This is a genomic window from Niabella pedocola (genome assembly GCF_021044425.1).
Lineage (GTDB): Bacteria > Bacteroidota > Bacteroidia > Chitinophagales > Chitinophagaceae > Niabella > Niabella pedocola.
In genome coordinates this window covers 1,295,961-1,320,946 of the sequence record NZ_JAJNEC010000005.1, presented here as the reverse complement: position 1 = coordinate 1,320,946, position 24,986 = coordinate 1,295,961, and the positions used below count along the sequence as shown (strand labels likewise).

At 48.8% G+C, this 24,986-nt stretch carries 20 protein-coding genes; 7 read left to right on the top strand and 13 right to left on the bottom strand.

Features of this window, described 5'->3' with window-relative positions; all coding sequences use genetic code 11:
* The first annotated feature begins 130 nt into the window (after window positions 1-130).
* Window positions 131-1,360: an MFS transporter gene (locus LQ567_RS13095; RefSeq protein WP_231004967.1), complete on the top strand. Its 1,230-nt coding sequence runs from the start codon at window positions 131-133 to the stop codon at window positions 1,358-1,360.
* Window positions 1,361-1,724: 364 nt separating this feature from the next.
* On the opposite strand, the gene LQ567_RS13090 is transcribed toward LQ567_RS13095, so the two are convergent.
* From LQ567_RS13090 to LQ567_RS13050, 9 genes are all read right to left on the bottom strand, one after another.
* On the bottom strand, window positions 1,725-3,314 hold the full coding sequence (locus tag LQ567_RS13090) for an ATP-dependent DNA ligase (RefSeq protein ID WP_231004966.1): 1,590 nt from the start codon (window positions 3,312-3,314) through the stop codon (window positions 1,725-1,727).
* Window positions 3,311-4,327, bottom strand: a complete 1,017-nt coding sequence (locus LQ567_RS13085; RefSeq protein ID WP_231004965.1) for a ligase-associated DNA damage response exonuclease — start codon at window positions 4,325-4,327, stop codon at window positions 3,311-3,313. The genes LQ567_RS13090 and LQ567_RS13085 overlap by 4 nt, the downstream gene beginning before the upstream one ends.
* A gap of 575 nt (window positions 4,328-4,902) precedes the next feature.
* Window positions 4,903-6,513, bottom strand: a complete 1,611-nt coding sequence (locus LQ567_RS13080) for a Na+/H+ antiporter (protein ID WP_231004964.1) — start codon at window positions 6,511-6,513, stop codon at window positions 4,903-4,905.
* A gap of 163 nt (window positions 6,514-6,676) precedes the next feature.
* A complete protein-coding gene (locus LQ567_RS13075) occupies window positions 6,677-7,336 on the bottom strand; it encodes a hypothetical protein (protein ID WP_231004963.1) in 660 nt (219 codons plus the stop codon).
* 425 nt (window positions 7,337-7,761) lie between these two features.
* On the bottom strand, window positions 7,762-8,193 hold the full coding sequence (locus tag LQ567_RS13070; RefSeq protein WP_231004962.1) for a VOC family protein: 432 nt from the start codon (window positions 8,191-8,193) through the stop codon (window positions 7,762-7,764).
* A 72-nt stretch (window positions 8,194-8,265) separates the two neighbouring features.
* Window positions 8,266-8,802 (bottom strand): SRPBCC family protein, encoded by a 537-nt coding sequence (locus LQ567_RS13065; RefSeq protein ID WP_231004961.1) that lies wholly within the window; start codon window positions 8,800-8,802, stop codon window positions 8,266-8,268.
* Window positions 8,803-8,836: 34 nt separating this feature from the next.
* Window positions 8,837-9,343, bottom strand: coding sequence for a class I SAM-dependent methyltransferase (locus tag LQ567_RS13060; protein ID WP_231004960.1), 507 nt, complete (start codon window positions 9,341-9,343; stop codon window positions 8,837-8,839).
* A 5-nt stretch (window positions 9,344-9,348) separates the two neighbouring features.
* Window positions 9,349-9,807: a YciI family protein gene (locus LQ567_RS13055; RefSeq protein ID WP_231004959.1), complete on the bottom strand. Its 459-nt coding sequence runs from the start codon at window positions 9,805-9,807 to the stop codon at window positions 9,349-9,351.
* A 122-nt stretch (window positions 9,808-9,929) separates the two neighbouring features.
* Complete coding sequence (locus LQ567_RS13050; RefSeq protein ID WP_231004958.1) at window positions 9,930-10,382, bottom strand: DUF1569 domain-containing protein; 453 nt, start codon at window positions 10,380-10,382, stop codon at window positions 9,930-9,932.
* Window positions 10,383-10,602: 220 nt separating this feature from the next.
* On the opposite strand from LQ567_RS13050, the gene LQ567_RS13045 reads away from it, so the two are divergent.
* Entirely contained in the window at window positions 10,603-11,352 is a 750-nt protein-coding gene (locus tag LQ567_RS13045; RefSeq protein WP_231004957.1) for a polysaccharide deacetylase family protein, read from the top strand.
* 96 nt (window positions 11,353-11,448) lie between these two features.
* Here the strand turns inward: LQ567_RS13045 and LQ567_RS13040 are convergent, their stop codons facing one another.
* The gene (locus tag LQ567_RS13040; protein WP_231004956.1) at window positions 11,449-14,592 is read right to left on the bottom strand and encodes an ATP-dependent helicase; all 3,144 of its coding nucleotides are present in this window, start codon (window positions 14,590-14,592) and stop codon (window positions 11,449-11,451) included.
* Between the two features lie 156 nt (window positions 14,593-14,748).
* Between LQ567_RS13040 and LQ567_RS13035 the strand changes: the two genes are divergently transcribed.
* The gene (locus tag LQ567_RS13035) at window positions 14,749-15,186 is read left to right on the top strand and encodes a nucleoside deaminase (protein ID WP_231004955.1); all 438 of its coding nucleotides are present in this window, start codon (window positions 14,749-14,751) and stop codon (window positions 15,184-15,186) included.
* 222 nt (window positions 15,187-15,408) lie between these two features.
* On the opposite strand, the gene LQ567_RS13030 is transcribed toward LQ567_RS13035, so the two are convergent.
* Both LQ567_RS13030 and LQ567_RS13025 read right to left on the bottom strand, forming a co-directional pair.
* Window positions 15,409-16,842: a SusD/RagB family nutrient-binding outer membrane lipoprotein gene (locus LQ567_RS13030; protein WP_231004954.1), complete on the bottom strand. Its 1,434-nt coding sequence runs from the start codon at window positions 16,840-16,842 to the stop codon at window positions 15,409-15,411.
* A 4-nt stretch (window positions 16,843-16,846) separates the two neighbouring features.
* Complete coding sequence (locus LQ567_RS13025) at window positions 16,847-19,981, bottom strand: SusC/RagA family TonB-linked outer membrane protein (protein ID WP_231004953.1); 3,135 nt, start codon at window positions 19,979-19,981, stop codon at window positions 16,847-16,849.
* A gap of 186 nt (window positions 19,982-20,167) precedes the next feature.
* On the opposite strand from LQ567_RS13025, the gene LQ567_RS13020 reads away from it, so the two are divergent.
* The 3 genes from LQ567_RS13020 (at window position 20,168) to LQ567_RS13010 (ending at window position 23,614) form a co-directional block, all read left to right on the top strand.
* The gene (locus tag LQ567_RS13020) at window positions 20,168-20,749 is read left to right on the top strand and encodes a hypothetical protein (RefSeq protein ID WP_231004952.1); all 582 of its coding nucleotides are present in this window, start codon (window positions 20,168-20,170) and stop codon (window positions 20,747-20,749) included.
* 275 nt (window positions 20,750-21,024) lie between these two features.
* Window positions 21,025-21,627, top strand: a complete 603-nt coding sequence (locus LQ567_RS13015; protein WP_231004951.1) for a superoxide dismutase — start codon at window positions 21,025-21,027, stop codon at window positions 21,625-21,627.
* A gap of 169 nt (window positions 21,628-21,796) precedes the next feature.
* The gene (locus tag LQ567_RS13010; protein ID WP_231004950.1) at window positions 21,797-23,614 is read left to right on the top strand and encodes a serine hydrolase; all 1,818 of its coding nucleotides are present in this window, start codon (window positions 21,797-21,799) and stop codon (window positions 23,612-23,614) included.
* Window positions 23,615-23,661: 47 nt separating this feature from the next.
* Here LQ567_RS13010 and LQ567_RS13005 read toward each other — a convergent pair whose 3' ends face one another.
* Complete coding sequence (locus tag LQ567_RS13005) at window positions 23,662-24,072, bottom strand: hypothetical protein (RefSeq protein ID WP_231004949.1); 411 nt, start codon at window positions 24,070-24,072, stop codon at window positions 23,662-23,664.
* A 248-nt stretch (window positions 24,073-24,320) separates the two neighbouring features.
* On the opposite strand from LQ567_RS13005, the gene LQ567_RS13000 reads away from it, so the two are divergent.
* Window positions 24,321-24,923 (top strand): RNA polymerase sigma factor, encoded by a 603-nt coding sequence (locus tag LQ567_RS13000; protein ID WP_231004948.1) that lies wholly within the window; start codon window positions 24,321-24,323, stop codon window positions 24,921-24,923.
* The last annotated feature ends 63 nt before the right edge of the window (window positions 24,924-24,986 follow it).

The following is a 24,986-nucleotide window of genomic DNA, read 5'->3' as shown; positions in this document are numbered from 1 at the left end:
GTATCATGTTGCCGGTGCTATTTTGTACCCATAAAGCCGGTTATTGCAAGTATCTTGCATAAGACGATTTTAGTTGACGGATTGTAATGTGTATTAAGTACACATTTGTTAAAGTACGATTTTTATTAAAATGATGAATAAAAAATTATTTCCCCTGGCCCTCGGTGGTTTGGGTATCGGAACAACAGAATTTGTGATCATGGGGCTGCTGCCGGATGTGGCGCAGTCGCTGGGCGTTCAGATCCCCGTTGCGGGGTACCTTATTTCCGCCTACGCGCTGGGTGTAGTGATCGGTGCTCCTTTACTGGTGGCCCTCTCTGCCAAATACCCGCCCAAGCGTATCCTGATCGGCCTCATGGTTCTGTTTACATTATTTAACGGACTGTCGGCATTAATGCCCGGCTTTTACAGTTTATTCTTTGCCCGGTTCTTTTCCGGTTTGCCCCATGGCGCTTTCTTTGGGGTAGGGGCTATTGTAGCTTCGCGACTGGCGCAGGAAGGCAAGCAGGCCCGGGCTATTGCCATGATGTTTACCGGACTCACCGTGGCGAACCTGGCCATGGTGCCGTTGGTTACCTTTATCGGGCACCAGTTTAACTGGCGACTGGCCTTTGGAATGGTATCCTTTATCGGTGCGCTCACGATCCTGTTCCTGCACCTGTGGTTGCCGGCCATGCCGAGCATGAAAACCACCGGCCTGAGGGAAGAACTGCAATTTTTTAAGACAAAAAAATCCTGGCTTATCATTGCCATTACGGGTATCGGTTTTGGGGGATTATTTGCCTGGTTCAGTTATATAGCCCCGCTCATGACCCATGTATCCGGTTTTAGCGAAAGTTCCATTTCCTATATTATGGTGCTGGCCGGCGGGGGCATGGTGGTGGGTAATTTGGTAGGCGGTTATATGGCGGACCAGATGAAACCCATTAAGGCAGCGGCGATCCTTTTTTCGTTGATGGTGGCCGCGCTCATTGCCGTGTTCTTTTTCTCCGGTAACCAACCCGTATCGCTGGGGCTTACCTTTATCTGCGGAGCCCTGTCTATGGCCGTGGGTACCCCGGTAAATGTACTCATGCTGCGTTCGTCCAAAAAATCAGAGATGATGGCTGCGGCAATTATGCAGGCGGCTTTTAATGTGGCCAATTCATTGGGGGCCTACTTTGGTGGTATCCCGCTGAAGCATGGATTCGGGTACCAGTATCCTTCACTGGTGGGTGCGGTAATGGCCTTTGCCGGCCTGGGGCTTTGTGTGCTTTTTATAAGACGCTACCAGCAGGAACGGGCCTTTAACAAGGTGCCCGCCGTAGCTGCTACCACCCGCATCATTGCTCCAGAAAGCCACGAAGCGACCTGCCCATAATTTCCTTCCAGCCCTGCTCATAGTTTTCTTTTGCAAAGGCCGGACCACCATCTGCCAGTGAGCAGTACGCGGGTCTGGTCCCCTTCCGGGAACAGCTCCCAGGTAGGCGGGGTAATGCCCTTGCTTTGCTCCGGGGTTACTTGGTTCCAAACTATTTGGGCTTCCGGCAGCTGAAATATACCGGCCTACGGCACTCTGTCTCTTATTAGCGGGTGCTGTCTCCGGAATAATTCGGGAGTTGAAAGAAGATCAGGCCGACTGTTTTTTGTATTATATTCGAAGGGAAAAAGACTTCACTTTGCCCAACCATCAAGAGCGAATTACAGTTCACATCTTGTGCAGGCCTTCCGGTTGTGTATAGGTATTACAACAATGTCCGCAGATCTTCCTTTGTATTGGCCTCCGTCGCGGGCTTATCCTCCCGCCAGCGCAGGATGCGGGGAAAGCGGAGAGCCACACCGGATTTATGTCGCTTACTTTCCTGGATGCCCTCAAAAGCGATCTCAAACACCAGCTCCGGTTGTACACTTCTGACAGGTCCGAATTTTTCAATGGTATGGGTCTTAACCCAGCGGTCGAGCCGCAGGATCTCTTTGTCGGTAAGACCGGAGTAGGCCTTGGTAAAAGGTACCAGCTGGTCACCATCCCAAACGGCAAAGGTATAATCGGTAAACAGGTTAGACCTTCTGCCGGAGCCGCTTTGGGCATAGATGAGCACGGCATCAACGGTCATGGGGGCGGTTTTCCATTTCCACCAGTTGCCCCGGCGCCGGCCGGTTTCATACACGCTGCTGATCCGTTTGATCATGATGCCCTCACAAAAGAAATCTCTTGCCCGGGCACGGAATTGCGCTGCTTCTTCCCAGTGATCAAATTCGAGCAAATGCGATAACTGCAAAACAGAGTTGACCGATGGCAATGCCAGCAGGGTGGTGAGCAACAGCCTGCGTTCTTCCAGTGTTTTGCTGCGGATGTCTTCCCCGTTATATTCCAGCAGGTCGTAACAGATCATGATCAGGGGTACTTCGCTAAGGTGCTTTGGCGTGAGCTTTTTACGGCCGATGCGCGTTTGCATCTGCGCAAAAGGCAGCACCTGTCCGTCTTTCCAGGGAATGATCTCTCCATCGATAACGGTTCCGTTGGGCAGCAGGTCTTGCAGCCGGTCAAATTCCGGGAATTTATCGGTGACCAGTTCCTCGCCGCGGCTCCATACAAATACCTGGTGGTTACGGACGATGATTTGTCCGCGGATGCCATCAAATTTCTTTTCCAGGTACCAGTCGGTGATCGGGCCCAGGATGGCTTCCGGTGTGCCTTCCAGCGGATAAGCCAGGAAAAAGGGATAAGGCAGGTATGCTTTATTTTCTACGGTGCGGTCTCCAAAAAGCGATTCCAGGGTTTCGGCGGCGGGATCCCATTTACCCATGAGCCGGTGGGCGATGGCTTTTTCATCCTGGCCGATATATTGCGCCAGGGCTTTAATGACGAGTTGCTTGCTAACCCCCATCCGGAAATTGCCGGTGATCAGCTTATTAAAAACAAAATTGTCTTCACCACGATGATCCATCCAGAAGCGGGTAATAAATGCCTGCTGTTCTTCCGGATTTAAACCGGCCAATTGTTGCAGGGCCTGTAATAATTCAGTGAGTGTAAGAACAGGGGCTTCGGTATTTTCCTGGTCACCTGCCAACAGTGCCAGGGTTTCCGCAAGATCTCCCACAATGTAATACGATTCTTCGATCAGCCACAAGGGAAGATCGGTGATGGCTGCAACCCATGCCCGCAGATCGGTGGTCTTCACCGGCCGCCGCGGGCGATTACCCATTAATAGCGTAATGGCCCATAGCCGGTCCTGCGGAGCCGCGTTTTGAAAATAGGTAACCAGCGCTGCTATCTTGGCGTTGGTCTTCGTGGTGGCGTCGATCTCCTGGAATAAGGTTACAAAATCTTTCATTCGGGCGTTTTTTGATCTTCACCGGTAATGGCTTCTTCATTGTTCTCAAAGTGGGTAGTGAGCTCCACAGCATTCAGCCCATATTGCTCGCGCAACCACCGGCTGTACACTGCCTGGTAGCCATGGGTTACATAAATATGCTGGGCACCCGTTGCTTTGATGGCGGTATTGAGCTGCTCAAAATCGCAATGATCGCTGAGGGCAAATCCTTTATCCACCGAAAGCCGCCGCCGGGGGCCGCGCAGGGCCATCCAGCCGCTGCAAACTGCTATCCGGTACGGCTGCAGCTTGCGTAGCCAGGGCGTACCCAATACACTTTGCGGTGCCACTACAACGGTATTTTTCAACCGGTCGGCCGGGGTTTCCGGGGTCAGCCATTCGCCAGGGAATAGCTGTCCCGACCGGGCCAGGGCTTCATTCATATTAAATACTGCACCGTGCAGCAGGGGCACCCCCAGTTCCGGGTCCAGGTTGGCCAGGATGTTCTGGGCCTTACCCAGGGCATAGCCAATAAGCACACTGTTGTAGCCTTCTTTGGCGTTTTGCGCGCACCAGTGATTGATCGCTTCATAAATAGAAGCGCAGGGTTTGAACTGATAAACCGGCAGTCCGAACGTGCTTTCAGTGATAAAGCTATGACAGGTGATCGGTTCATACGGTGTGGAAACCCCGTCGTTGAGCAGCTTGTAATCACCGGTAACCACCCATACCTCGCCCTTGTATTCCAGTCGTACCTGTGCAGAGCCGATGATATGACCTGCGGGATGAAAGCTGAGCGTGGCACCGTTGATGTGCAGGGGTTCGTTATAATCCAGGGTTTGTACAGCGATCTCCGGCCCCAGGCGATGTTTGATGATCTCTTTGGTGAGGGTATGACAAAGATAGCTGCCCATTTCCGGCCGGGCATGGTCGCTATGTCCATGCGTGATCACTGCACGGGACACGGGCTTCCAGGGATCTATGTAAAGATCGGCTGCGGGGAAATAGATGCCTTCTTCTTTGAATTGGAGCATAGCGGTTCGTATTCCATTTCTTCCTGCAAATGACTGGCCAAAAATAGCGGCTGTGATGTGCTTTTTTCCGGCTGGTAGGAGGCATTGGGAAAAAAAGCGGGCTAAGAGGGCAGGTAACAAGATTTCGATGCAATCAGTTGCTTTTTTGTGAGCAGTTAAAATATCTGTGCAATACGGGGCGGTGATAATTGAGGAAATCTTCGGCTCTTCTCGCCATTGCGCGATTTGCTGCCAATAACAGATGACAGGATACACTGACAATCAAATGCATTCTCCTTCTTTTCTCTTTCCCCTTTTTCTTGGCAAAAAGTGGAGCAAAAACCAAGGTCAAACGGCGGAGCAATCGTTTGACCGCCCCCGCACTATAGAACCGAATCGAAAAGAAGCTTCAATTCCTTCTCGAAAAATAGGTTGAAGCGCTAGCTGCCTGCTTGTTGCAGAACCATTACTGCGCTGCTTTTTTACGGCCGTGATCACTTTTTGAAAGCATATCAATCACGTAAAAAGAGGCGCTGCGAAATTTCCCAATTGCTGTAGTTGCGATTCCGTTGCGAAGTAATTAGAGCGATACCCTTTTAATGTTCAAACCCCGTGATCTTGGCTTCTTCCAGGTCCAACTGCATCTCCTGGCTGCGGAGAACGGCATCTTCAAACTGCTGTTCATGCCGCAGACGCAGCAATTGGTGCCGTTGTACCTGTATCAGCTCACGCGCAATATCTTTATTGACCGTAGCCACTTCCGCATGATGCGCAGATGTAGCAATACACTGCAGTTTATTGGATAATAATTCCAGGTCGCTCTCCAGTTTTCTTTTCTGATGGTTCACCAGTGAATTTTGTGCAGCCTGCTGCTGGTAATTACTGTTAATGGCCGTGAGCGCGGCATGTTTCAAACTGGCTTGTATCAGGGCCTCCTGTTTTTCCCTGGGCAGCACTTCATCAATTTCTTTAATGTTGAGCCATTTGATAAACAAGGGCAGGAGCAGGCCTTGCCCAACCAGGGTGAGTACAATGATCACAAAGGTGACAAACAGCAGTATATCCCGGTGCGGGAAGGCCTCGCCGGAAGAGAGCACCAGTGGAATGGCCAGCGCCGATGCCAGTGATACCACACCCCGCATGGCCGCAAAGCTCATGAGTAAGGGGCCGCGCCAGCCCGGATTGGGTTCCGTTCTGCGGATCTTTTTTGAGAACCAGCGGGGTGCAAAGGCGATGAGGTAACACCAGGCAATGCGGGTGGCCACAATGATACCGCCCAGGATCACGGCATATTTAATACCGTCGGCAATGGAGTAATTTTTCATTCCCTGCACCACAACGGGCATTTCCAAACCGATCAGGATAAAGATAAAGGCATTGATCAGGAAGATCAGGGTGCTCCAGACATTCACCGCTTGTATGCGTGTGGTATGGCTCAGGAAGCAATGGGAATGGTACGACATCATCAGTCCACCAGCCACCACGGCCAGCACGCCGGAAAAATGAAGGCGTTCCGCTACAATGTACATGACATATGGCACCACAAGGGTAAGCACCGTATCAATGTTGGAATTGGACCGGATGCGGTTGAGCAGCCATGCAAAAAGAAACCCTACGGCCAACCCCACCAGGATGCCCCCGGAGGCCATAACGAGCAGATCTTTCAGCGCATGATACCATACAAACTGGCCGGTCATCACAGCGGCCAGGGCAAACTTAAATACAATCAAACTGGAAGCGTCATTCACCAGGCTTTCACCTTCAAGGATGGTGATATCGCGTTTGGGGATCTTCATATGCTTTAAAACCGATGTAGCGGCAACGGCATCGGGAGGGGAGTTGATACCGCCCAGCAGGAATCCAAGTGCGAGGGTGATGCCGGGGATGAGGGCCGAAGAGGCCAGGGCTACCACCAACGCGGTAAGAAATACCAACCCAAAGGCCAGCAGGAAAATAGGACGCCGCCATTTCCAGAAATCCTTCCAGGAAGTAAACCAGGCCGCTTCAAAAAGAATGGGCGGCAGGAAAATGAGGAATACGATATCCGGGTTGATCTGCAGTACGGGCATACCTGGAGTAAGGCTGATGAGCAGCCCGGCAATGACCAGGAAGATGGGATAGGCTACTTTTAACCGCTGGCCTAATATGACCAGCAGCATTACGGCTATTACAACTCCGATCGAAATGAGTAAGTAGTCATGTATCATATATTCTGTTTGATTGGCGGTTCGTGTTTTAAACACCTGAGATTTTAATAACCACGGGCGGTATCTTTTTGTTCAATACAAATGTAGGGAACACCAGGCATCAAAAAAGAGCCCGGACTTTTGTCATTAAACTGTCTGTAAGCACCGCGTAAAAATACAAGGCCTACCTGCGTCCCCGAACAGGATCCAGGGTGCTGCTGACAATGAATATATCGTAGATGATGTTATCATTTGAGGCTGGACTCATAAAAGAACGGGTTTTGATAAAGGCGGTATCCCGCGTTTCCGGATTGATATACGTATAGTAATCATAATGGGATTCTTTGGGTTGCATTGCCTCGGGGAAAAGGGAAACAGCTTTCCCAAAAATTTGGGCCAGCAGGGCATGGGAAATTTGCAGACTGTCCAGGGGATCTTCAAATACCGGTTGCCTGCCGGTCACCGTATGGTACCTGCTTTCCATTTGAAAGCGGACTTCATAAAAAAGACCTGCACCCCGGTGCCAGGTCTGCATTGTTCGTTTTACAGATGGGGTGCCTTCCGGGTTGGCCGGTACCGCAAAAATGCTGTAAATGCTATCAGGATAAAACTCCGGATGACTCTTGTCCGGTATGGCAGCCTCCCGGCGCAAGACACCGGCATCGATGGTGGTAAAAGCCAGGATGGTCTTGTTTTTATCGGCGGAACTGCTCGTAATGAGCTGGCAGAGTTCCTTTAACCGGCCGGCAACATCTTCCGGGGCGGCTGGCTGCTTTGGCTGGCTGGTACAGGCTGCCGCAAGAAAGAGCGGGATCAAAAAACGGGTTCCTATTGGTAATCGCATAGATGGCTGTTTGTTCATTATCACATTACAAGGTATGCTGCATCGTAGTTCCGGATGCGCAAATCAAATTTGCGCAGGTTGGGAAATTGCATGCCCGGACCTGGTTATTCTTAAAAAATGTTTTGCTGCGTATTTCCTTTGCGTTGCAAATCGATATAAAATAACAAATAGTTATGGTCATCCTCTTCCGATTGATCGGGCGGCATAACCAAAAGAAAGATTGATTCTCAAAATAGTGGGATATGTGTCATTGGCAACCTGTTTCAGCTTTATTTTTCTGGGCGACCCGGAAACAGGAACAGATCCCGGAACAAGCCCGGGATCTGTTCCTGATATGAGCATGTTTGTTATTGCTTTGCAATGCAACAGAAAATGGAGGTAAAGACGTTCTATATAGTCTATTGTTTGCAGCAGATCGCCAAAGCTTACTGAGGATTTGTATGAATGCTGATCATCCAGTTGATCGCAAACCGGTCCGTACACATTCCAAAATAATCACCCCAGAAGGTATCGGCCATCGGCATGGTGGCATTACCGCCTTCGGAAAGTGCTCCAAATACGCGGTCTGCTTCTTCTTTGGAATCGGGGTTAAAAGAGATGGTGATGTTGTTGCCTACCGTATGCCCCGAGGCCCATTCGCCACCGGTATCGCTGCCCATAAGTGCCGTATTGCCAATGGGCAGGGAGATATGCATGATCCTATTGGCGTCTGCTTCGGGCATGGTGTAGCCTTCCTGTGGCGGCATGTCTTTAAAACGGCCCATAAAACCGAATTCGCCACCGAATACAGATCTATAAAAGTTAAACGCCTCTTCGCAATTGCCGTTGAACGTGATGTAAGGATTGATGTGTGCCATAATATTTTATTTTTTGTGTGTAAATATTCCTGTTAAAGTGTTACTACAAAATGTAATGGGCCTTCTTTATGCTTATTGCTCCGCCAGTTTCTTCAGTCGCTGCAGCCCCAGCGTAAAATCGGGATCCATCATTTTCTCCATGTTCATAAAGAGTTTCATAATGCGGAACGGATAAGGCATTTCGCTGTTAAAGCCCCAGGTGGCCTTAGTGCCGGAACCGGCTGCTTCCAGCTTTACATATGCCTGTGCATCGCTTTCGTAAGGGGTATAAAATTTTAGATCGGTTTCGATGAGCGATGGGGCACTTACAGATTTAATGGTTTGACAACCTTTACCTACATCTTTTTTTTGACTCTCCCAGCAGAACCGGGCACCGGGCGTACCATCGGTACCTTCGCTGGTTTTTTTCATGCCGGGATCTTTATCAGTCCAGGGGCTCCAGGTGTTCATAGCGGACAGACTGTTGACGTGGGTCCACACCTTATCAATAGGGGCATTGATGGTTGTCGATTTTTCGAACCTGATTTTGCCGTCTACGAATGCGGCTACAAGTAATACCAGCAAAATGAGCACTGCAATTACCAGCAGGATCTTTTTAAGAATACGCATGTTTTGATTTTTTATCGTTAGAAAAATGGAATGTTTAACGTGTAAAAGCGGCCGCATACATATCTCCTCCGTGATATATGGAAGGCCGGGTTCCCATTCGATGAAAATTCCTAAAACCGCAAAGCGCGGCCAGTTGTTTTGCCTTTAGCAAAGGTACAGGAAAAGGTACCCAGCTGTTTGCAGCCCGGATATCGTACTCAACCAGTACCAGGGTACCCTCCGGCTCCAATTGCTGCCGGAGCTTTGTGATCAAAGCTTCCTGGTCTTTTATATAATGCAATGAATTGGCCATAAGGATACCGGAAAGCGGGGGTACGGGCAGGGCCTGGGTCTCAAAATCGAGTTGTGTGAAACGGATACCCGGCTCATGAAATAGTTGTATATGCTTATCGAAAGCATATAAGATACTTCCCGGGGGAAGCAATCTAAACAATGCATAGGTAAATGTACCGGTACCGCAGCCCAAGTCTGCCCATTGGAGCGGTCTGTCTTCAGGCAGCGGTATGTCTTTAATCAGCCCCCTTGCTTCCCCGATATCCATCTTTATTAATGATTACTTTTTTCGATCTGTTGATGAAGTGGTAGGTACAGGGGCAGTGCCGCCGATCCGTACCAGCCGTAGATCTCTGCTTTCAACAATCCTGATTTGACCGCCGGATCGGATGCCAGCAATGCTGCTGTTTCTTCTTTTGTTTTGGTGGTGAAAATGAACAGTCCACGGTATTGCTGGGGATTTTTTGCAAATGGTCCGGCTACGATCAGCTGATGCGCTGCTACCAGTTTGCCGATATTGTCCATATGCCCCTTAAAAAGCGAAGCCACCTTTTCTTTATCGGCAATGGTACTGTCGCCCGTTTTTAATAAAACAAACTGGTACATCCGCATGCCGTACTGATCGGCGCCCAGGCTGTCTGCCAGGGCTTTGTTATAGTTGTCGCCAGCCGATCCCGTTTGCGCGTTGCCTGCAAAGGGAACCAGCACCAGGAGGAGTAATAGTCGCAGCATTTGTAAAGGGTTTAATACGAATCGTTCGCTGCTACTAATTTACGTTTATTTCTGCAGGACTCCGGGTGTTTTTTAAGTGGTGCTGGCGGGCGGTAAAATTGTACCGGCCGGTTTTTGCCGGGCTATACGCCAAACTGCCGTAAATGATGATCCAGGTGCTTGGAGAACATCGTGTTCCATTCCGTTTGGGTAAGCGGACCAAAGGAATGCGACTCTTTGCCGTGGAAATGCCCACCACCCAGTTCCTGTGTCTGGCGGATATAGCCGGTCAGGCGTTCTTTTTCTTTTTCAAAATCACGGTGGTTGGTGATCTTGAAAAAGGGTGCTGTTTTTATGTTGTGTTTGTATGGCGCGTCGCCTACGACCGTCTTTTTAATAAAGGTTTTCATCACCCATTTTACAAAACCTTTGGGCTTGGGATGTTTGTCCGTATATACCAGCTCGTACATTACAGAAAGATGTGCCAGCATCTGGTCTACGCTCATTTTGCCCCATAAAGGCTTGCTTTCGGGTGTTAATTGCTCAATGCGGCTGATGATGGATTGTGCGCCTTCGGCAGAAAAAATATCGGTCATAAGCGTATGGATTTAGGATGTAAAAATAGGCATTCTTTGTATAGGAAGACCACAAGGCGGGCTCAAGGACATTAAGGTGCAAAGAGGCACAAAGCAACATAAAAGGAGGGCGCTGTTTGCGCTTAGCGCATCTTCGTGTCTTTGAGCCTTCGTGGCGACGGATTTCTTCTTAAATGGTGCCCGTTTTTTTGTAGTTTTAAAAGACGAACAACCCTTTCTTATGAACGCTTTATCAAAACTCGCCCTTATGGGCTGCCTGGTTGGACTCAGTGCCTGTTTATCCGGAACTTCGCAACCACAGCGTACCGGCGAAAAAAAGTGTACGATCTATCTGACTTTTGACGACGGCCCCCTGAACGGCAGTGAGAACATCGACAGTGTAATCCTTGCCGAAAAGATCAAGATCAGCGTTTTCCTGGTTGGCGCACATGTGGAGGCTAACCGCCGGATGGATACGTATTTTAAATACTATGAGGAGAATCCATACATTGATGAGTATAATCACAGCTATTCCCATGCAAACAATCACTACGAAAAATTTTACAGCGACCCGCAATCCGCCATTGCAGATATCCTGAAAAATCAGCAGCTCCTGAAACTGCATTATAAAATTGTTCGGTTGCCGGGCCGGAATATGTGGCGGCTGAACGGGAAAAAACGCGACGATGGGGTCAGCGGCGCTTCAACCGCGGATGGACTGGCAGCACAGGGATATAAGGTGATCGGGTGGGACCTGGAATGGCAGCACCATCCGGATGGCCGGCCGGTACAAACGGTAGATGCGATGTTTGATGAAATCGCACAGCGCTGTAAAACGGGTAACGCTTTTACAAAGGGGAATATTGTATTGCTGATCCATGATGAGATGTTCCAGACAAAATGGGAGGAAAGTGCGCTGAAGCAGCTGGTTGACCGGCTGAAGGCAAGCGGGGCGTATAGCTTTGAACAGATCCGGTTTTATCCGCAATAGGCCACAAAGACGCTAAGGCAGAAAGAAACACAAAGGGGATGCTATTCGATCTTCGTGGGTCTTCGTGTCTTTGAGCCTTCGTGGCAAGAGCCGAAATCATTCCTGATCTTCTTCAATTGCTTCCAGATCTGAGTACAGCCGGTTATCCTTTACAAAATTGCACCAGTGGCAATCTTCTTTGCCGCAACCCTTGTAAAACTCATGGTTCTGGATATGCTGCCAGGTTTCCCGCACCTGCCGGCGCACGATCTCCAGGTGCTCCGGAAGGATCACCACTTTTTGTTTGACAAAATTTTTCTTTTCATCCGGTTCAATAAAATCAAACTCGGTGCTGGCTACCGTCCAGTTCTTCGCTTCATAATGATCTACAAGCAATTTATAGAAAACCGCCTGGCGCCAGTAATCGCCGCCATTGGGGTCTTTTTCAGAAGGCGGCAGCAATTTGGGTTTGGCGTATTTAACATTACCGGTTTTGTAATCCACTACATTTACATCCTTACCATTAAACTCCAGCTTATCCAGCTTGCCTTTTAAAGGCACACCGTCCACTACCACGTTCTTGATGTTCAGCTCCACTACCACCACTTTATTCCAGGCATCGATATAATTGTTGTAATATTCCGGTAAGATAATGCCACCCTGTTCCATCCGGCGTTTAAAAGATTCGCGGGTGAAGTTCTGCCGGTGGCGCTGCATATACCATTTGAAATCTTCGTAAAGCGACTGTACCGGCGGAAAAGCATTGCTGGCGTTTTCCCGCATCTTCCGGAAAAAACGTTCCAGTGCAAAGTGGATGGCGCTTCCGAATTCGGTATTCTCATTTTTACCGGAGGGGATGCGGATCAGGTTCTGGTAATAAAACCGCAGCGGGCAGTTGAGATAGTTGTTCAGCGCGGTTACATTCATTACAAATTTGTCTACCAGCGGAGTAATGAAGTCTGCCTCACGTTGCTCAATGGTAGGTGCCTGTGCGGTGAACTGGAGGAGGCGGAAACGGGTCATCTCCTCTTCTGCTATTGAGCGGAATTGTGTTTGGAGCGCATGTTGTTCCTGTATCTCGGCAATAAACATGGAAGGCTCGAGCTCCTTACCGGCGTTGTTGCGTTTTGACCAGGAAATATGCAGGTGCTGTTCCGCCCTTGTAAGCGCTACATAAAATACGCGTCGTAATTCTTCGGTGGAATCGCCGTCGGGCTGGGAACTGAAAATAGTATCAGGAAGTTTGAAGATGGCAGGGAAGCTCTTCTTTTTTTCCCAATAAGCAGCGTTGGTGCCTGCAAGAAATACGTATTCAAATTCAAGGCCCTTACTTCCGTGCGCGGTGAGCAGGTTTACACCCTTGTCATTACCGATGGTGCGCGTCATCGCCAACGGCACGCCCTCTTTTTCCATAAGATCGATAATGCTGATCAATCCGTCGAGGCTGAACGTTGGGTTACGGCTGTTCTCCTCTTTCACAAAATCAAAAAAGGCGGAGAGGAACTGCATCAGTTCTATTTTTTCGGCATGCTGCATTACATAGGCCAGCACGCCGGCGTTGCGGATTACATGTTCCACCAATTGCTGCAGGGTAAGGTTCGAAACATCGGCGATCAATTGTTCATACGTATTGCTGAACTGTTTCAGTTGCGGATGGATGCCGGTATCAAACAGATCCCTGGGAGGGGTATTGGCTTTTTCGGAAAGCAGCTGACGCAGGGAAGTGGCTTCGCCTTTAAATTGACGGTTATTCACTTCCACGTTGAGCTTTGCAATTTCAATGGGAGGAACCTTATAAAAATCATAGTGCAGGAGCTCAAACAACAGTTCATCGCCGCCATAGGGGATATCATGCTCCGCATTCAGATACCGGAGGATGGTAATGACTTTTTTAATGAACGGATCCTGCAACAGGTTCACAGGCCGTTTACTAAACACCGGTACCTGCATCAGGCGGAAATAATTGGAGAGTTCTTCCCCATATTTGTTCTCCTTATAAATAACGGCAATGCGGCCCGGTTGCACCCCTTGCTGAACCAGTGCATTTACTTCCATGCAGACACCTGCCATCTCTTCTTTTTCACTGTTGTATTCGACCAGCTCAGGTGGCGTGGTGAGGTGGTTGATGGTTGCATTGGCCGCTGCCAGTTCTTTGCTCAGCCCGGGAAGCTGGTTCACCAGGCGTTCATTGTTTTTCGTAATTACAGATTTGGAAACATCCAATATGGGCTGAATACTCCGGTAATTGCTGGTGAGCACGATCGTTTTCAACGCGTCCTGGTATTGCTGGGCAAAGTCCAGCATGTTTTGCACATTGGCACCCTGGAAGCGATAGATACTCTGATCATCATCGCCTACCACAAATACATTGGGTTGTTCCCAGTAGTTGATCAGCAGCTGCACGATCCGGTTTTGGGTACCGCTGGTATCCTGGAACTCATCCACCAGGATGTATTGAAAACGCTCCTGGTAATTGCGCAGCAGCGATTCATTTTCCTCAAAAGCACGGATCACCCAGTTGATCATATCGTCAAAATCATAACGGCGTTTTTCATTCATCAGTTGCTGAAACGCATTGAACTCATTCACCGCCGCACGTACCTTTTCAATTTTTTCTGTGGCCTCCGCAATTTTATCCGTACGCAGATCCCCCTTTTTAAAATCCTTGGTGGCTCTTTTGGTAATGTACTCGTCCCGGCTGGGAAGATCCTGTATATAGGCATCAATTTTTTCATTGATAAAGGCGGCCGTCCAGCCCTCGCGCTTCATCGCGGAAAATAGCTGTTGCAGGTGGGGCGCATCAAAATACACATCACCCCGGTAACGTTTTAACGGGTGACTTTTGGGGAAGGCATCGATGAGCTTTTTAAAATATTCGATCCGTTCCAGCTCGGAAACAGGATCCAGCGAATTTTTTTCAAAGAGGGAGAGATTGTCCTGGATCACATCATTACAAAAAGCGTGAAATGTATAAATATTGACTTTATACGCATCGGCGCCGATAAACTGCTGCAGGCGTTTGCGCATGGCTACCACACCGGCATCGGTATAGGTCAAACAAAGGATATTCTCCGGCAGGGCGTCGGTATCCAGCAGAATCTTCCCGATGCGGGCGGCCAGGATCTGGGTTTTACCGGTGCCGGGCCCGGCGATGACCATTACCGGGCCTTCCAGGGTATCTACGGCAACGCGTTGCTGGTCATTGAGCTGCTGGTATACTTCTTTAAATTTTTCTTCCAGTTTCTGTTTGGGAAATGCCATCTGTGTTTTTATTTATCGCCTGCGGCCGTTACTTTCCGGCTGCAGATCCGTCATGCTGTATTTAAAAATACAAGGTAGGAAAAAAACGACGCTTTGGCGTATGGATTCCCCGATTCTCGTTTGTTATTTCTATTTTTATTGCTTCAAAGCAGATCAATGACGGATGAATATTTTATGCAGCAGGCGCTGAAAGAGGCCCGGCGGGCGTTTGATGAAGATGAGATCCCCATCGGGGCTGTGGTGGTGCAGGACGACCGTATCATTGCCCGGGGATATAATATGACAGAAAAATTAAATGACCCTACCGCACATGCGGAAATGATCGCATTAACATCGGCATTCAGTTTCCTGAATGCTAAATACCTGCCCGATGCCACGTTGTATGTTACGGTGGAACCCTGCGTGATGTGTGCCGGGGCGCTTTACTGGAGCAAGCTCCGCCGCGTGGTTTGGGGAGCTTCGGACGTAAAGAACGGCTTTAGCCGGGTGGGGCCTGCAACCTCTCCGTTTCATCCGAAAACGGAGATTGTAACCGGCTTGTTGGAAGAAGAATGTGCCGCGTTGATGAAGGCTTTTTTTAAGGCAAAGCGATAGAGGACTGTTTATTGTCCCGGCTGTAGTGCTTATGGCAGCGGTCTTGCGTCGCACACTTCAGCACCTCAATATAAGGCTGCTGGTTGTTTCGGGGGACTTGGGCGACTGGTGAGACAGGAGCTTATTCCCCAGCCCTTGGAAAAAATGATCGTAACGGTCATGTCTTCCAGGTCGCTTTTGTTCCACCAGTGAAGTTGAAGAATCTTAAGCAAACCTCTCACCCTACGGCTGATCCCACCACAGATGATCTGCAAGCGAACCCACGTCCGGCACATTGGCTCCGTTCCTTGTTTTTTCAGTATCGGGATAGCCGATCCTCCGGATGGGTGTTTGCAGCAGGGCATTTTTCGGCAATACAAAGTTCTTGTATTTATAATCGTAGCGCCGCGCATCCGTCCATGTTTCCGGGTTTAGAAAGAGCGCGATGTATTTCTCTTTAAAAATGAGGTCTTTTGTAAGTGCTGCGGCTCCCACGGCAACAGCCGGGTTGGCAAGGTAACTGGTTTTTTCTGTTGCAGGAACGCCGATTTTTTCCATATGGGCTTTAATACCTTCCAGGTAGGCGGCATAGGCTCTTGGCCGGTCGGTTGCTAACGCCGCCTCGGCTTCGATAAACTTGATCTCCGGATAAGAGATCAGCACCAAGGGTGCACCTGGTTTTGCATAAAATGTACTGTCGTCTGTTTTCCCGGTTCCCGTTCCGATATAACTTTCTTCCTTTGAAGTGCCGGTACCTACTCTTCCTGCACCGTTTACGGTACCTCTGTAATCATTGAACTTCGTAAGCGTAGCCATGTGTCCAACCCGGGGATCTTTGAACCCATAAGTGGTACCGTTCACGGCATTTACAAATTGCGCCCCCAGCCACCCATCGAGCAAAAGATTTTTATTATTAACAGCGATCTCGTTCCAGGGACTAAGACTGATAAACTGCGTTAGCTGGGCATCATCTGCGTTTGACTGATAAGCATTACCGGCAGCGGTTAATACAGCGGTGGCGCTGTAAGCTCCCGTTTTGCTGATCTTGTTGAGCATCCGGGCCTTTAATGCATAACAGGTCTTGATCCATTGGGCTGTGGCTCCGTTATGAATGAAATCATTGCTGCCAAGCTCAACCGTGGCGTCTGCTTTACCAAACTGAAGAATGGCATCGTCGATCAGTGCCAGGCAGGCTTTGTAGATGTCTGCTCCTTTGTCGTAAGAGGGTTTGAAATTGGTAGGATCCCAGGCTTTTGAATAGGGCGCATCTCCAAAAAGATCGATGACCAGGTTCATATTCATTGCTTCTGTGATTTCTGCAACCCCTATATGATGATAGGCATTGCGTTTTTCAGCCAGCAGTTTCATATTCCTGCTGTCGGTAATAATATCATAGATATTTTTCCACAACGTGCTTTTGTCCAGGTCTTCGTAAGTATCAAACCCGCTTGCGGCGTTGCTGGAGGCGAGGTATTGTACATAGTTGGACGTAAAACTGCCGGCCCGGTAAACATTGATCCCCGTTTGGTAGGTAACATTTGCCAGCAACCCTTCGATAGGGGGGGTATCGGTGGTATTAGGATTTACAATGCCTTTGTCGAGGTATTTTTTACACCCGGTAACAAATGCCAGGCAGATAAGCAATATACCAATGGAAAAAGAATACTTTATTGACATGGGATTAGAATTGTAGGTTAAGGGAAAACAGGAAGCTGCGAACGGCGGGATAAGTAAAACCGGAAAAACCACCTGAAGAGTTATCGGATGCACTAAAAGAACTGGACTCCGGATCGAAGCCCGTGAATTTTGTATTCAGCCAGAGGTTGGTGCCTGTTACAGCAACGGAACCGCCTTTTAAAAAGCCTGTTTTATCAAACAACTTGTGAAGATTATAAGATAAACTTAAAGAGCGCAGTCGCACCCAGCCGGCATCCTCAATAAAGTTTTCGGTAACACCGCGGTACACGTTCCGGTAATAACCGGCACCGTAGTCCTTGCCATCCGGCCCGGTTGCCTGGCCCAGGTAAACAGTCTTGGTGTTGGGTGTACCATCTGCCAGCACACCAGGAAATACAATGCTTTGATTGCGGTTCTCGGTTATTTTGGATACACCGAATGCCGCCATAAAATTGGCAAACTGGTTGTATTTTTTTACGCCATAACGGGCATCCAGCAACGCGCTCAGGGTAAGATCTTTAAAGGTGAGGTTCTGCAGGGTACTGATAATGAATTTCGGCTCGGAGGTACCCAGGTACCGCTGCTTGGTATCGATCATGGGGAACCCGTCGGCTCCAATCACCATGGGCCGGTCTTTTTCCAGGGTAATCCCATCGTCGGTATCATTACCATAGTACCGTTTGTAGGTTCTTCCGAAAAGTGCTCCGTACGGGTAGCCCGGGATCAGTTTCATAGAGGCAGTGGAACTGGAATACCCGAACTGTGTTGCGGTTATAATTTCATCCAGTTTAGGATCCTGCGAAAGGGAGAGTACCTCGCTTTTATTGCGGGTGAAGTTAATATTGAAATCCCAGGTAAAGTTGGTTTGTTTTACCGGAACCGCAGATAGGGTAAGCTCGATACCTCTGTTTTCAAGATCACCTGCGTTTAAAAATACCTGGTCGTAACCAGTGGCATTTGAAACATAAACAGGCACGATCAGGTCTTTGCTGACGGCCTTATACAGCGTAAGATCCAGGCCCAGTCTGCTTTTGAACAGTTTGAGTTCAACACCACCTTCATAGGTTTTTGTAAATTCCGGTTTTAAGCGGAGATTTTCTAACCGGTCCAACGTGGTAAAAGTAATGGCATTGCCGATCTTATCGTCGTTGGCACTAAATCCGGAAAGAATGGAATAGGGGTCGGTATCCTTTGCCACGGTGGCATAGGAGAACCGGAATTTTCCGAAACTGAACCAGTCGGGTCTGTTTTTGATCGACTCGGAAAAAATATAGCTCAAACTCGCCGAGGGGTAAAAATAGGCGCGGTTATCCGGTGCCAGTGTGGACGTCATATCTCTTCTCCCGGTAAGGTTTAAAAACAACAGGTTGTCGTATCCCAGGGTAAGGTCTGCAAAAATACCCACGTTCCGGTACAGGGACGCATAAGTATTACCCGTGATCTTCCGGGTGTTTTGAAGTGCAAACAGATCGCGTACGGCTAATGTATCTCCGTACACATAGGACCGGTTATACTTCCGGTCGATCAGATCGTGCCCCAGGTTCAAACTTACAGAGAAGCGATCATTAAAGGTTTTATTGATGTTGGCGATAAAGGTGGAAGTGATGTTGCGGTTTTTAATATCGGTGGTGCTCACAAAGCCGAACCCGTTATCACCACTGATCACTTCGCCCACTACCCCAACCGGACCGGGGGCATGCCAGTCGCGGTGATCGGTATAGATATCATTTCCAAAACGGTAGGTAAAGTTCAGCCAGCTAAGGGGTGAATATTTAAAATTAACACTGGAGATAACGCGGTTCACATTGTCGAAAAAACGGTTGGTGGCCAGGGTATAAACGGGGTTGTCGTTATCACCCCCATAGGTTTTTTGTGTGCCGTCCGGGTTCATATAGTCCATTACATCCCAGCGAGGCGACCAGTAGATGAGTTGCTCGCCATAGCGATCGGAGTTTACCCGGGACCCCCCGGAGTTAATGTAGTTAATGGAAAAACCTGCCTGGAATTTTGAGCTGAATTGGATATTACTAAAAGCGCGGGCATTGTAACTGGTATAATCGCTGAACGGAATCACCCCGTTGTCGTGGGCATAGTTAAACGAACCGCCACCCTGTATTTTATCGGTACCACCTCCCAGGCTGATATTGTGCCGGTTGGTATTGCCGGTGCGGTAGGCCCGTTTAAAATTATCGAATAGCTGAGCGGGGTGTGAGGGGTCCAGCTTTTTTGCTTCTTCCACGGTTGGTCCCCAGGAAGGCCAGAAGCTGGTTTTATCGTATTCACCCAGGTAACCCTGTGTGTAGGTGCTTTGTACATCCGGTGTTTTATTCACCTTACTGAATCCATAGGTGCCGTTATAGCTCACAGAGAGTTTGCCGGCCTTGGCTGATTTTGTAGTAATGATCACCGCACCGTTGGATGCACGTATACCATACAAGGCCGTGGCTGCCCCGCCTTTTAAAACGGAAATGGTTTCAATGTCATCCGGGTTGATATCCGCTGCCCGGTTGGTCATACCCCGCGTATCACCGCCGCCATAGGTGGTAGTGCTGTTATCAATTTCCACACCATCTACAATGAACAGGGGCTGACTGGGCCGGTTCGGGTCCAGCGAGTTTACACCGCGGATATTGATCCGGGCGCCCTGTCCGGGAGCGCCTCCTGTGCTTTGAATATTGACCCCTGCTACTTTTCCCTGCAAAGCATTGACCACATTTGTTTGCTTATTTACGGTAAGGTCTTCCGCACTCACCGTTTGGGCCGCATACCCCAGGGTACGCTGTTCCCGTTTAATGCCCATTGCGGTAACTACCACTTCGCTTAGGCTATCTTTTTCATCCGGGATAAGGATTATCTGGACGGCACCCCTGGTGGCGGGTATTTCTTTTGGCTGGTACCCAACGGAGGAAATCACCAGTATGGCATTGCTGCTCACGTTGAACGAGAAATGCCCGTTGGCGTCTGCAACGGTTGCTGTTTGGGTGCCTTTTTGCTGAATGGTTGCCCCGGGGATGGCTTCTCCCTGCCCGTTCTTTACGAATCCGGATACCCGCAGCACCTGTGCTTGTAACGGGGATAGAAAAAGGGCGAAGAGACACACCATTAATAAATGGATGGAGGGGTGAGGTGTATACTTCATGCGCGATTTGTTTTAGTTTAATAATTTGTTAATATACTGCAAAAAATCAGCCAAAAAACGCAAAATCCAGAAAATTAATGCATTATATTTTTTATAATATGTTTAAATTTCATCCGTGTGCATTTTTTTAGTAAATTTATTTTGATTTGCAACAGATATTTTTATTTATAATATTCAATCTGTTTTATGATGAACCCTCCGTCTCTTTTAAAAAAAATATACGACCACTATCCCAAGGATGTAACGCCGCTGGTGAATCAGCAGGAATATGAAAGGGTGTTTGCCCGGCGTAAACGATCGGTACGTATCCTGAAGGAGGCATTGAAGGAACAATGGAAGGAGTTTACAGCCGTGCTTGATGAAAAGCTGACCCGGTATGAATTGAGCGACCGGACGGATTTATTTCATAATAAATTTTGTTACTACCTGGATTGTACTTCGAAGGAGGGACGCGGCCTGTTTAAAATACATGTGTTGCTGAGCGTGTTGATGCCCTGGCACAGTATCGTGGTAACCGACTTCCTGGGTCTTAGTGGTACAGCTATGATGGATCATGATCAGTTTTGTCTCAACGATGAACGGCGGCATCAGCAGTACCTGGAAGATATCCGCACGATGAACCAGGTGCTGCAGGCATCGTTCCAAACAGAGCCCGTCCTTTTCCGGGAGCTGAACAAAGTGCCGGTACCCGGCGCTTACCTGCAAACGAAGAAGGCCAATGTAAACCTGTTCGACCTGGTATTTACCAACTATTTTACCAATTTTTAAACGCTGAATAAGTAGCTCACGGCTGAGATCTGCACGAACAGTTCAGCAGCGGGCAGCCCAGTATCTGTAATAACCCGTGTGATCTGTGAGCGCAACAACGCTGGTTTGGTTAATGAAAACTACAGGACTTTGTGTTTCTTAGTGCCTTTTAGCCTTTGTGGCCTCTTTTGGTCTCACGGACATTGCTTTCCCGATGGAACTTTGCAGCCCGGCAATAATGGGTTAACTTTGGGCAATTAAGTATTTTTATTTACTCAATAAAAAAATAAAGAATCATGGCATTTACACTACCAGCCCTTCCTTATGCGCCCGACGCGCTGGAACCGCACATTGACAAGCAAACAATGGAAATTCACCACGATAAGCATCACCAGGCTTATGTGGATAATTTGAATAAAGCAATTGATGGAACAGAGCATGCTGAAAAGTCGCTGGAAGAACTGGTGAAAAACGCAGGCACTATTTCCCCCGCCGTTCGTAATAACGGAGGTGGTCACTGGAACCACTCCTTTTTCTGGGAGATCCTGAGCGCTGATGGCGGTGCACCCTCCGGGAAACTGGCCGATGCGATCAACGAAACATTTGGTTCGCTGGACGGATTGAAAGAAAAAATCAATACCGCAGGTGCTACCCGTTTTGGAAGCGGCTGGGCCTGGCTGATTGTTAAAGACGGCAAGCTGGAAGTTACATCCACGCCTAACCAGGATAACCCCCTGATGGATGTTGCCGAAGTAAAAGGCACGCCTATCCTGGGTGTGGACGTTTGGGAGCATGCGTACTACCTGAAATATCAGAACAAACGTCCGGATTATTTAAAAGCTTTCTGGAATGTAGTGAACTGGGCAAAAGTAGAGGAACACTATAACGCAGCCGTTTAAAAAAAACTATGGCATATACGCAACCGCCCCCGCTTCAGGGGGCGGTTTTTTTTCGCTCAAATTGGCTATTGAAACCGGGGGCGGCATCGTTTATTTTCGTAGAGATAACGGTTACTGTTGACGCAGTAACTATAATGACCTATATACTTCATCTTTAAACTAATTTGCTATGTCCGCATCATTCTCCGCCTACCACGGTGTAAACGCCAGTCAGCACCAGCACCATTTCAATGATCTTTCCGGGAAGGGCTACCGTATGATCTCCCTCAGTGTTTACGGAGGAACAGGTGATCCCCGCTACGCAGCCGTATGGGTAAAACGGTCCGGCCCGGAATACGTGGCCACCCACGGCATTAACGCAGCACAATACCAGTCTTTTTTTGATACCTGGTCCAAGAAAGGATTTGTACCTGTTTTAATAACGGCCACGGGCGGTGGCGCCAATGCCATCTTTGCCGCCGTTTTTGAAAAACAAAGTTACTCCGGCTGGGTAGCCCGTCATAATATTGATGAAGCCGCATTTAACAATGAAAATAAACATGCACGGGAAAATAACCTGCGTCTTAAATCGGCCACCGTATATGGCTCCGGATCCGCAAGAAGGTATGCCGGTGTATGGATTCCGAATCCTACTTTTATTAAGTGGCTGGTGTATCCGAATGTGCCTGCGGCAAATTACCAGGGGATATTTAATGCCAATACCGAGCTGCCGTATTATAAACCCGAAGTAGTAGCCCTTTCGGATGATGCGGTATATTGCCCGATGTTTACCGATAGCATCGCAGGCCGCTGGGTGGCAAAGCATGGCATTACGGCGGATGAGTACCAGGCGGCATTTGACAAATACACAAAGGAAGGTCTGATGCCGGTGTACGTGGATGGAGGCGGTACCGGCAACGGCATCCGGTATGCCTGTGTATTTGCGGAAACCGATATTCCGCAAAGCCGGAAATGGATCGCCACAGGTACCCAAACAACCGCCACGCAGGGGCTTGACCAGATCCTGAAGAATTTTATGCAAAAACAGGCCATCCGTTATGCCCAGTTCTGTTTGGGTAAAAATGGCAGCATCAGGTACAACAAGGCGTTTACCTGGGCGGAACCGAACTATAAAACCGCCCAGCCATCCGACCGGTTCCTGCTGGCCAGCTGCAGCAAAATGTTTCTTTGTGCAGCAATACAGGCGCTTTTCGACAGCAAGGATCTTGCTCCGGGTGATTTGGCCTATGCAAAGCTGGGCTTCAGTTCACCCAGGGACACGCGAAGCGATAGTATTACCATTCAGCACTTGCTGGATCATAAAGGCGGATTTGATGCAAAGGATTTTGATGCTACTTATTCCATGCGCTTTATTGCAAAGGAGCTGGGCCAGGCAATACCCGTTACCAAACGGGATCTGGCAACCTATATGTATAAAAAAAGAAAGCTGAAAGACGATCCTGGTACCAAGGATAATTATTCAAATTATGGTTATGTGTTGTTATCACTGATTATTGAACAGGTTACGGGAAAAGACTATTTCCAATATCTAAAGCAGCAGGTGCTGGATAAGATCGGCGTTGCGGAAGTGAAGATCTGGAAAACGGTAGCCAATCCCCGGCCGGCCGATGAAGTGGCTACAGAAAGTTGGGGGCTGGGAGAAAGTGCCCTGGTGATCAATCCGGCCGTACTGGTGCCGAATGTATACGGGGGTGATGGCATGATCAAAGAAGTGGCGGCGGCCTCTTGCGGGCTGGCATCATCGGCGCATGCAATGGTGCAGTTCATCCATCAGCGTGCGGTGTGGGGTACCGGAGGGCGTATGGCCAATGCGGCCAGATCGGGTGGTACACCCGGAGCCGCCACCCTGGCAGTTTCAAGAGGCGATGGCATCGACTGGGCTTATACCATTAACACCGCTGATTTCATAAACCCTTCCGGTGATCCGCTGAAGGAACTGGGCAATGCCATTGATGGCTTCTTTGCTGCAAATGCCGGCTCCATTTAGCGGCTAATTAGCCTAACCCAACTACTGTGCGGACTTTATAAAATAGATTATATGCCCGGAGGAGCGCTATAAGTGAATACCGGTTTATTGTTTTCGCATTGAATGCCCGAGGGAGCAAACGGTATGGAACAATCTGAAATAGCACCCCATTTTTTATTAAATGCTTTTTGCAGATCGGTATAAGCGTTCACCCTGTGCTTCAGATAATCTTCATCCACCGATATATGATAGGGAAGGTACCCGGTTGGCCCGCCGCAGGCCTTGGCGCCGATAGGCATCCACTTCCAGTCTGAGGCCTTGGTACAGGACACTGGGGCCGCCATGGCCGTTATTTCAATATATACATTTTGTAGTCTTTCGGCATCCTCTTTTTTAGCATCTTCCAGGGATGGTGTGTGTGAACATGCAAAAAGAAAACAGGTGATACCAGGTATCAGACTTCCCATGATTTTTTTCATCCTTGTTCTTTATCGATAAAAACGATCTGAGCGATCTTTTTGCAACAGGTAAGCCGTATTTTGTTTTTTCCGCCAGGGGGTGGGCGGCCTTTTCGCAGCTAAAAATATTTTTCCAGGGAGAGCAGGTGGCACTGCTCCCTTTGCCGTATATACCAGATAGAACATAAGGACGATAAGGCCGGGGCCGGGTTCCGCTGCAGAATGCGTAACTTAGCCGGTATAACGATGATTGCTATAACTTTCAGACAATGATGCGTTGTGAAGCGGATGCTGGGGAAAAAGGACTGCTTTCCAGGTTACGGGAAGGAGATCGGCATGCCTTTCAAACCGTTTATCAACGACACAAGATATCCATTGCAGCGGCCATTTACCGGATGGTAAAGGACCCCGAACTGGTGGAAGACCTGCTGCAGGAAGTGTTCATCCGTTTATGGGAACACCGGCAACGCATTGACCCCGGTTTGCCGGTGGGGGGATACCTGCACCGGATCGCGCAAAATCTTGTCTGCGATTTCTTCAGGAAATTATCACGGGATAAAAAAATGCAGGACCAGGTGTGGACGCGTATACAACCCTCTGCGATAAGTGTTGGAGAGCGGATGGAGGACCGCGAGCAGCAGGAACTGATCCACGCTGCCATCAACCTGTTGCCACCCAAGCGAAGAGAAGTATACATCCTTTGCAAGTTTGAATCCAAAAGTTATGAGGAGGTTAGCCTGATGCTCAATATTAACATGAGCACGGTGAACGATCATATTTATAAGGCCAACCAGTTCTTAAAAAAATACCTGGCGACGAGGATCGTGTACCTGCTGCTGGTTGGTATCAGTCATATTGGTCAGGTGGTATAAAAAAGTTTTTGCCGGCAGAACAGATGTAAACAATCATTTCCCCGTATTACTAGTATAAAAGAA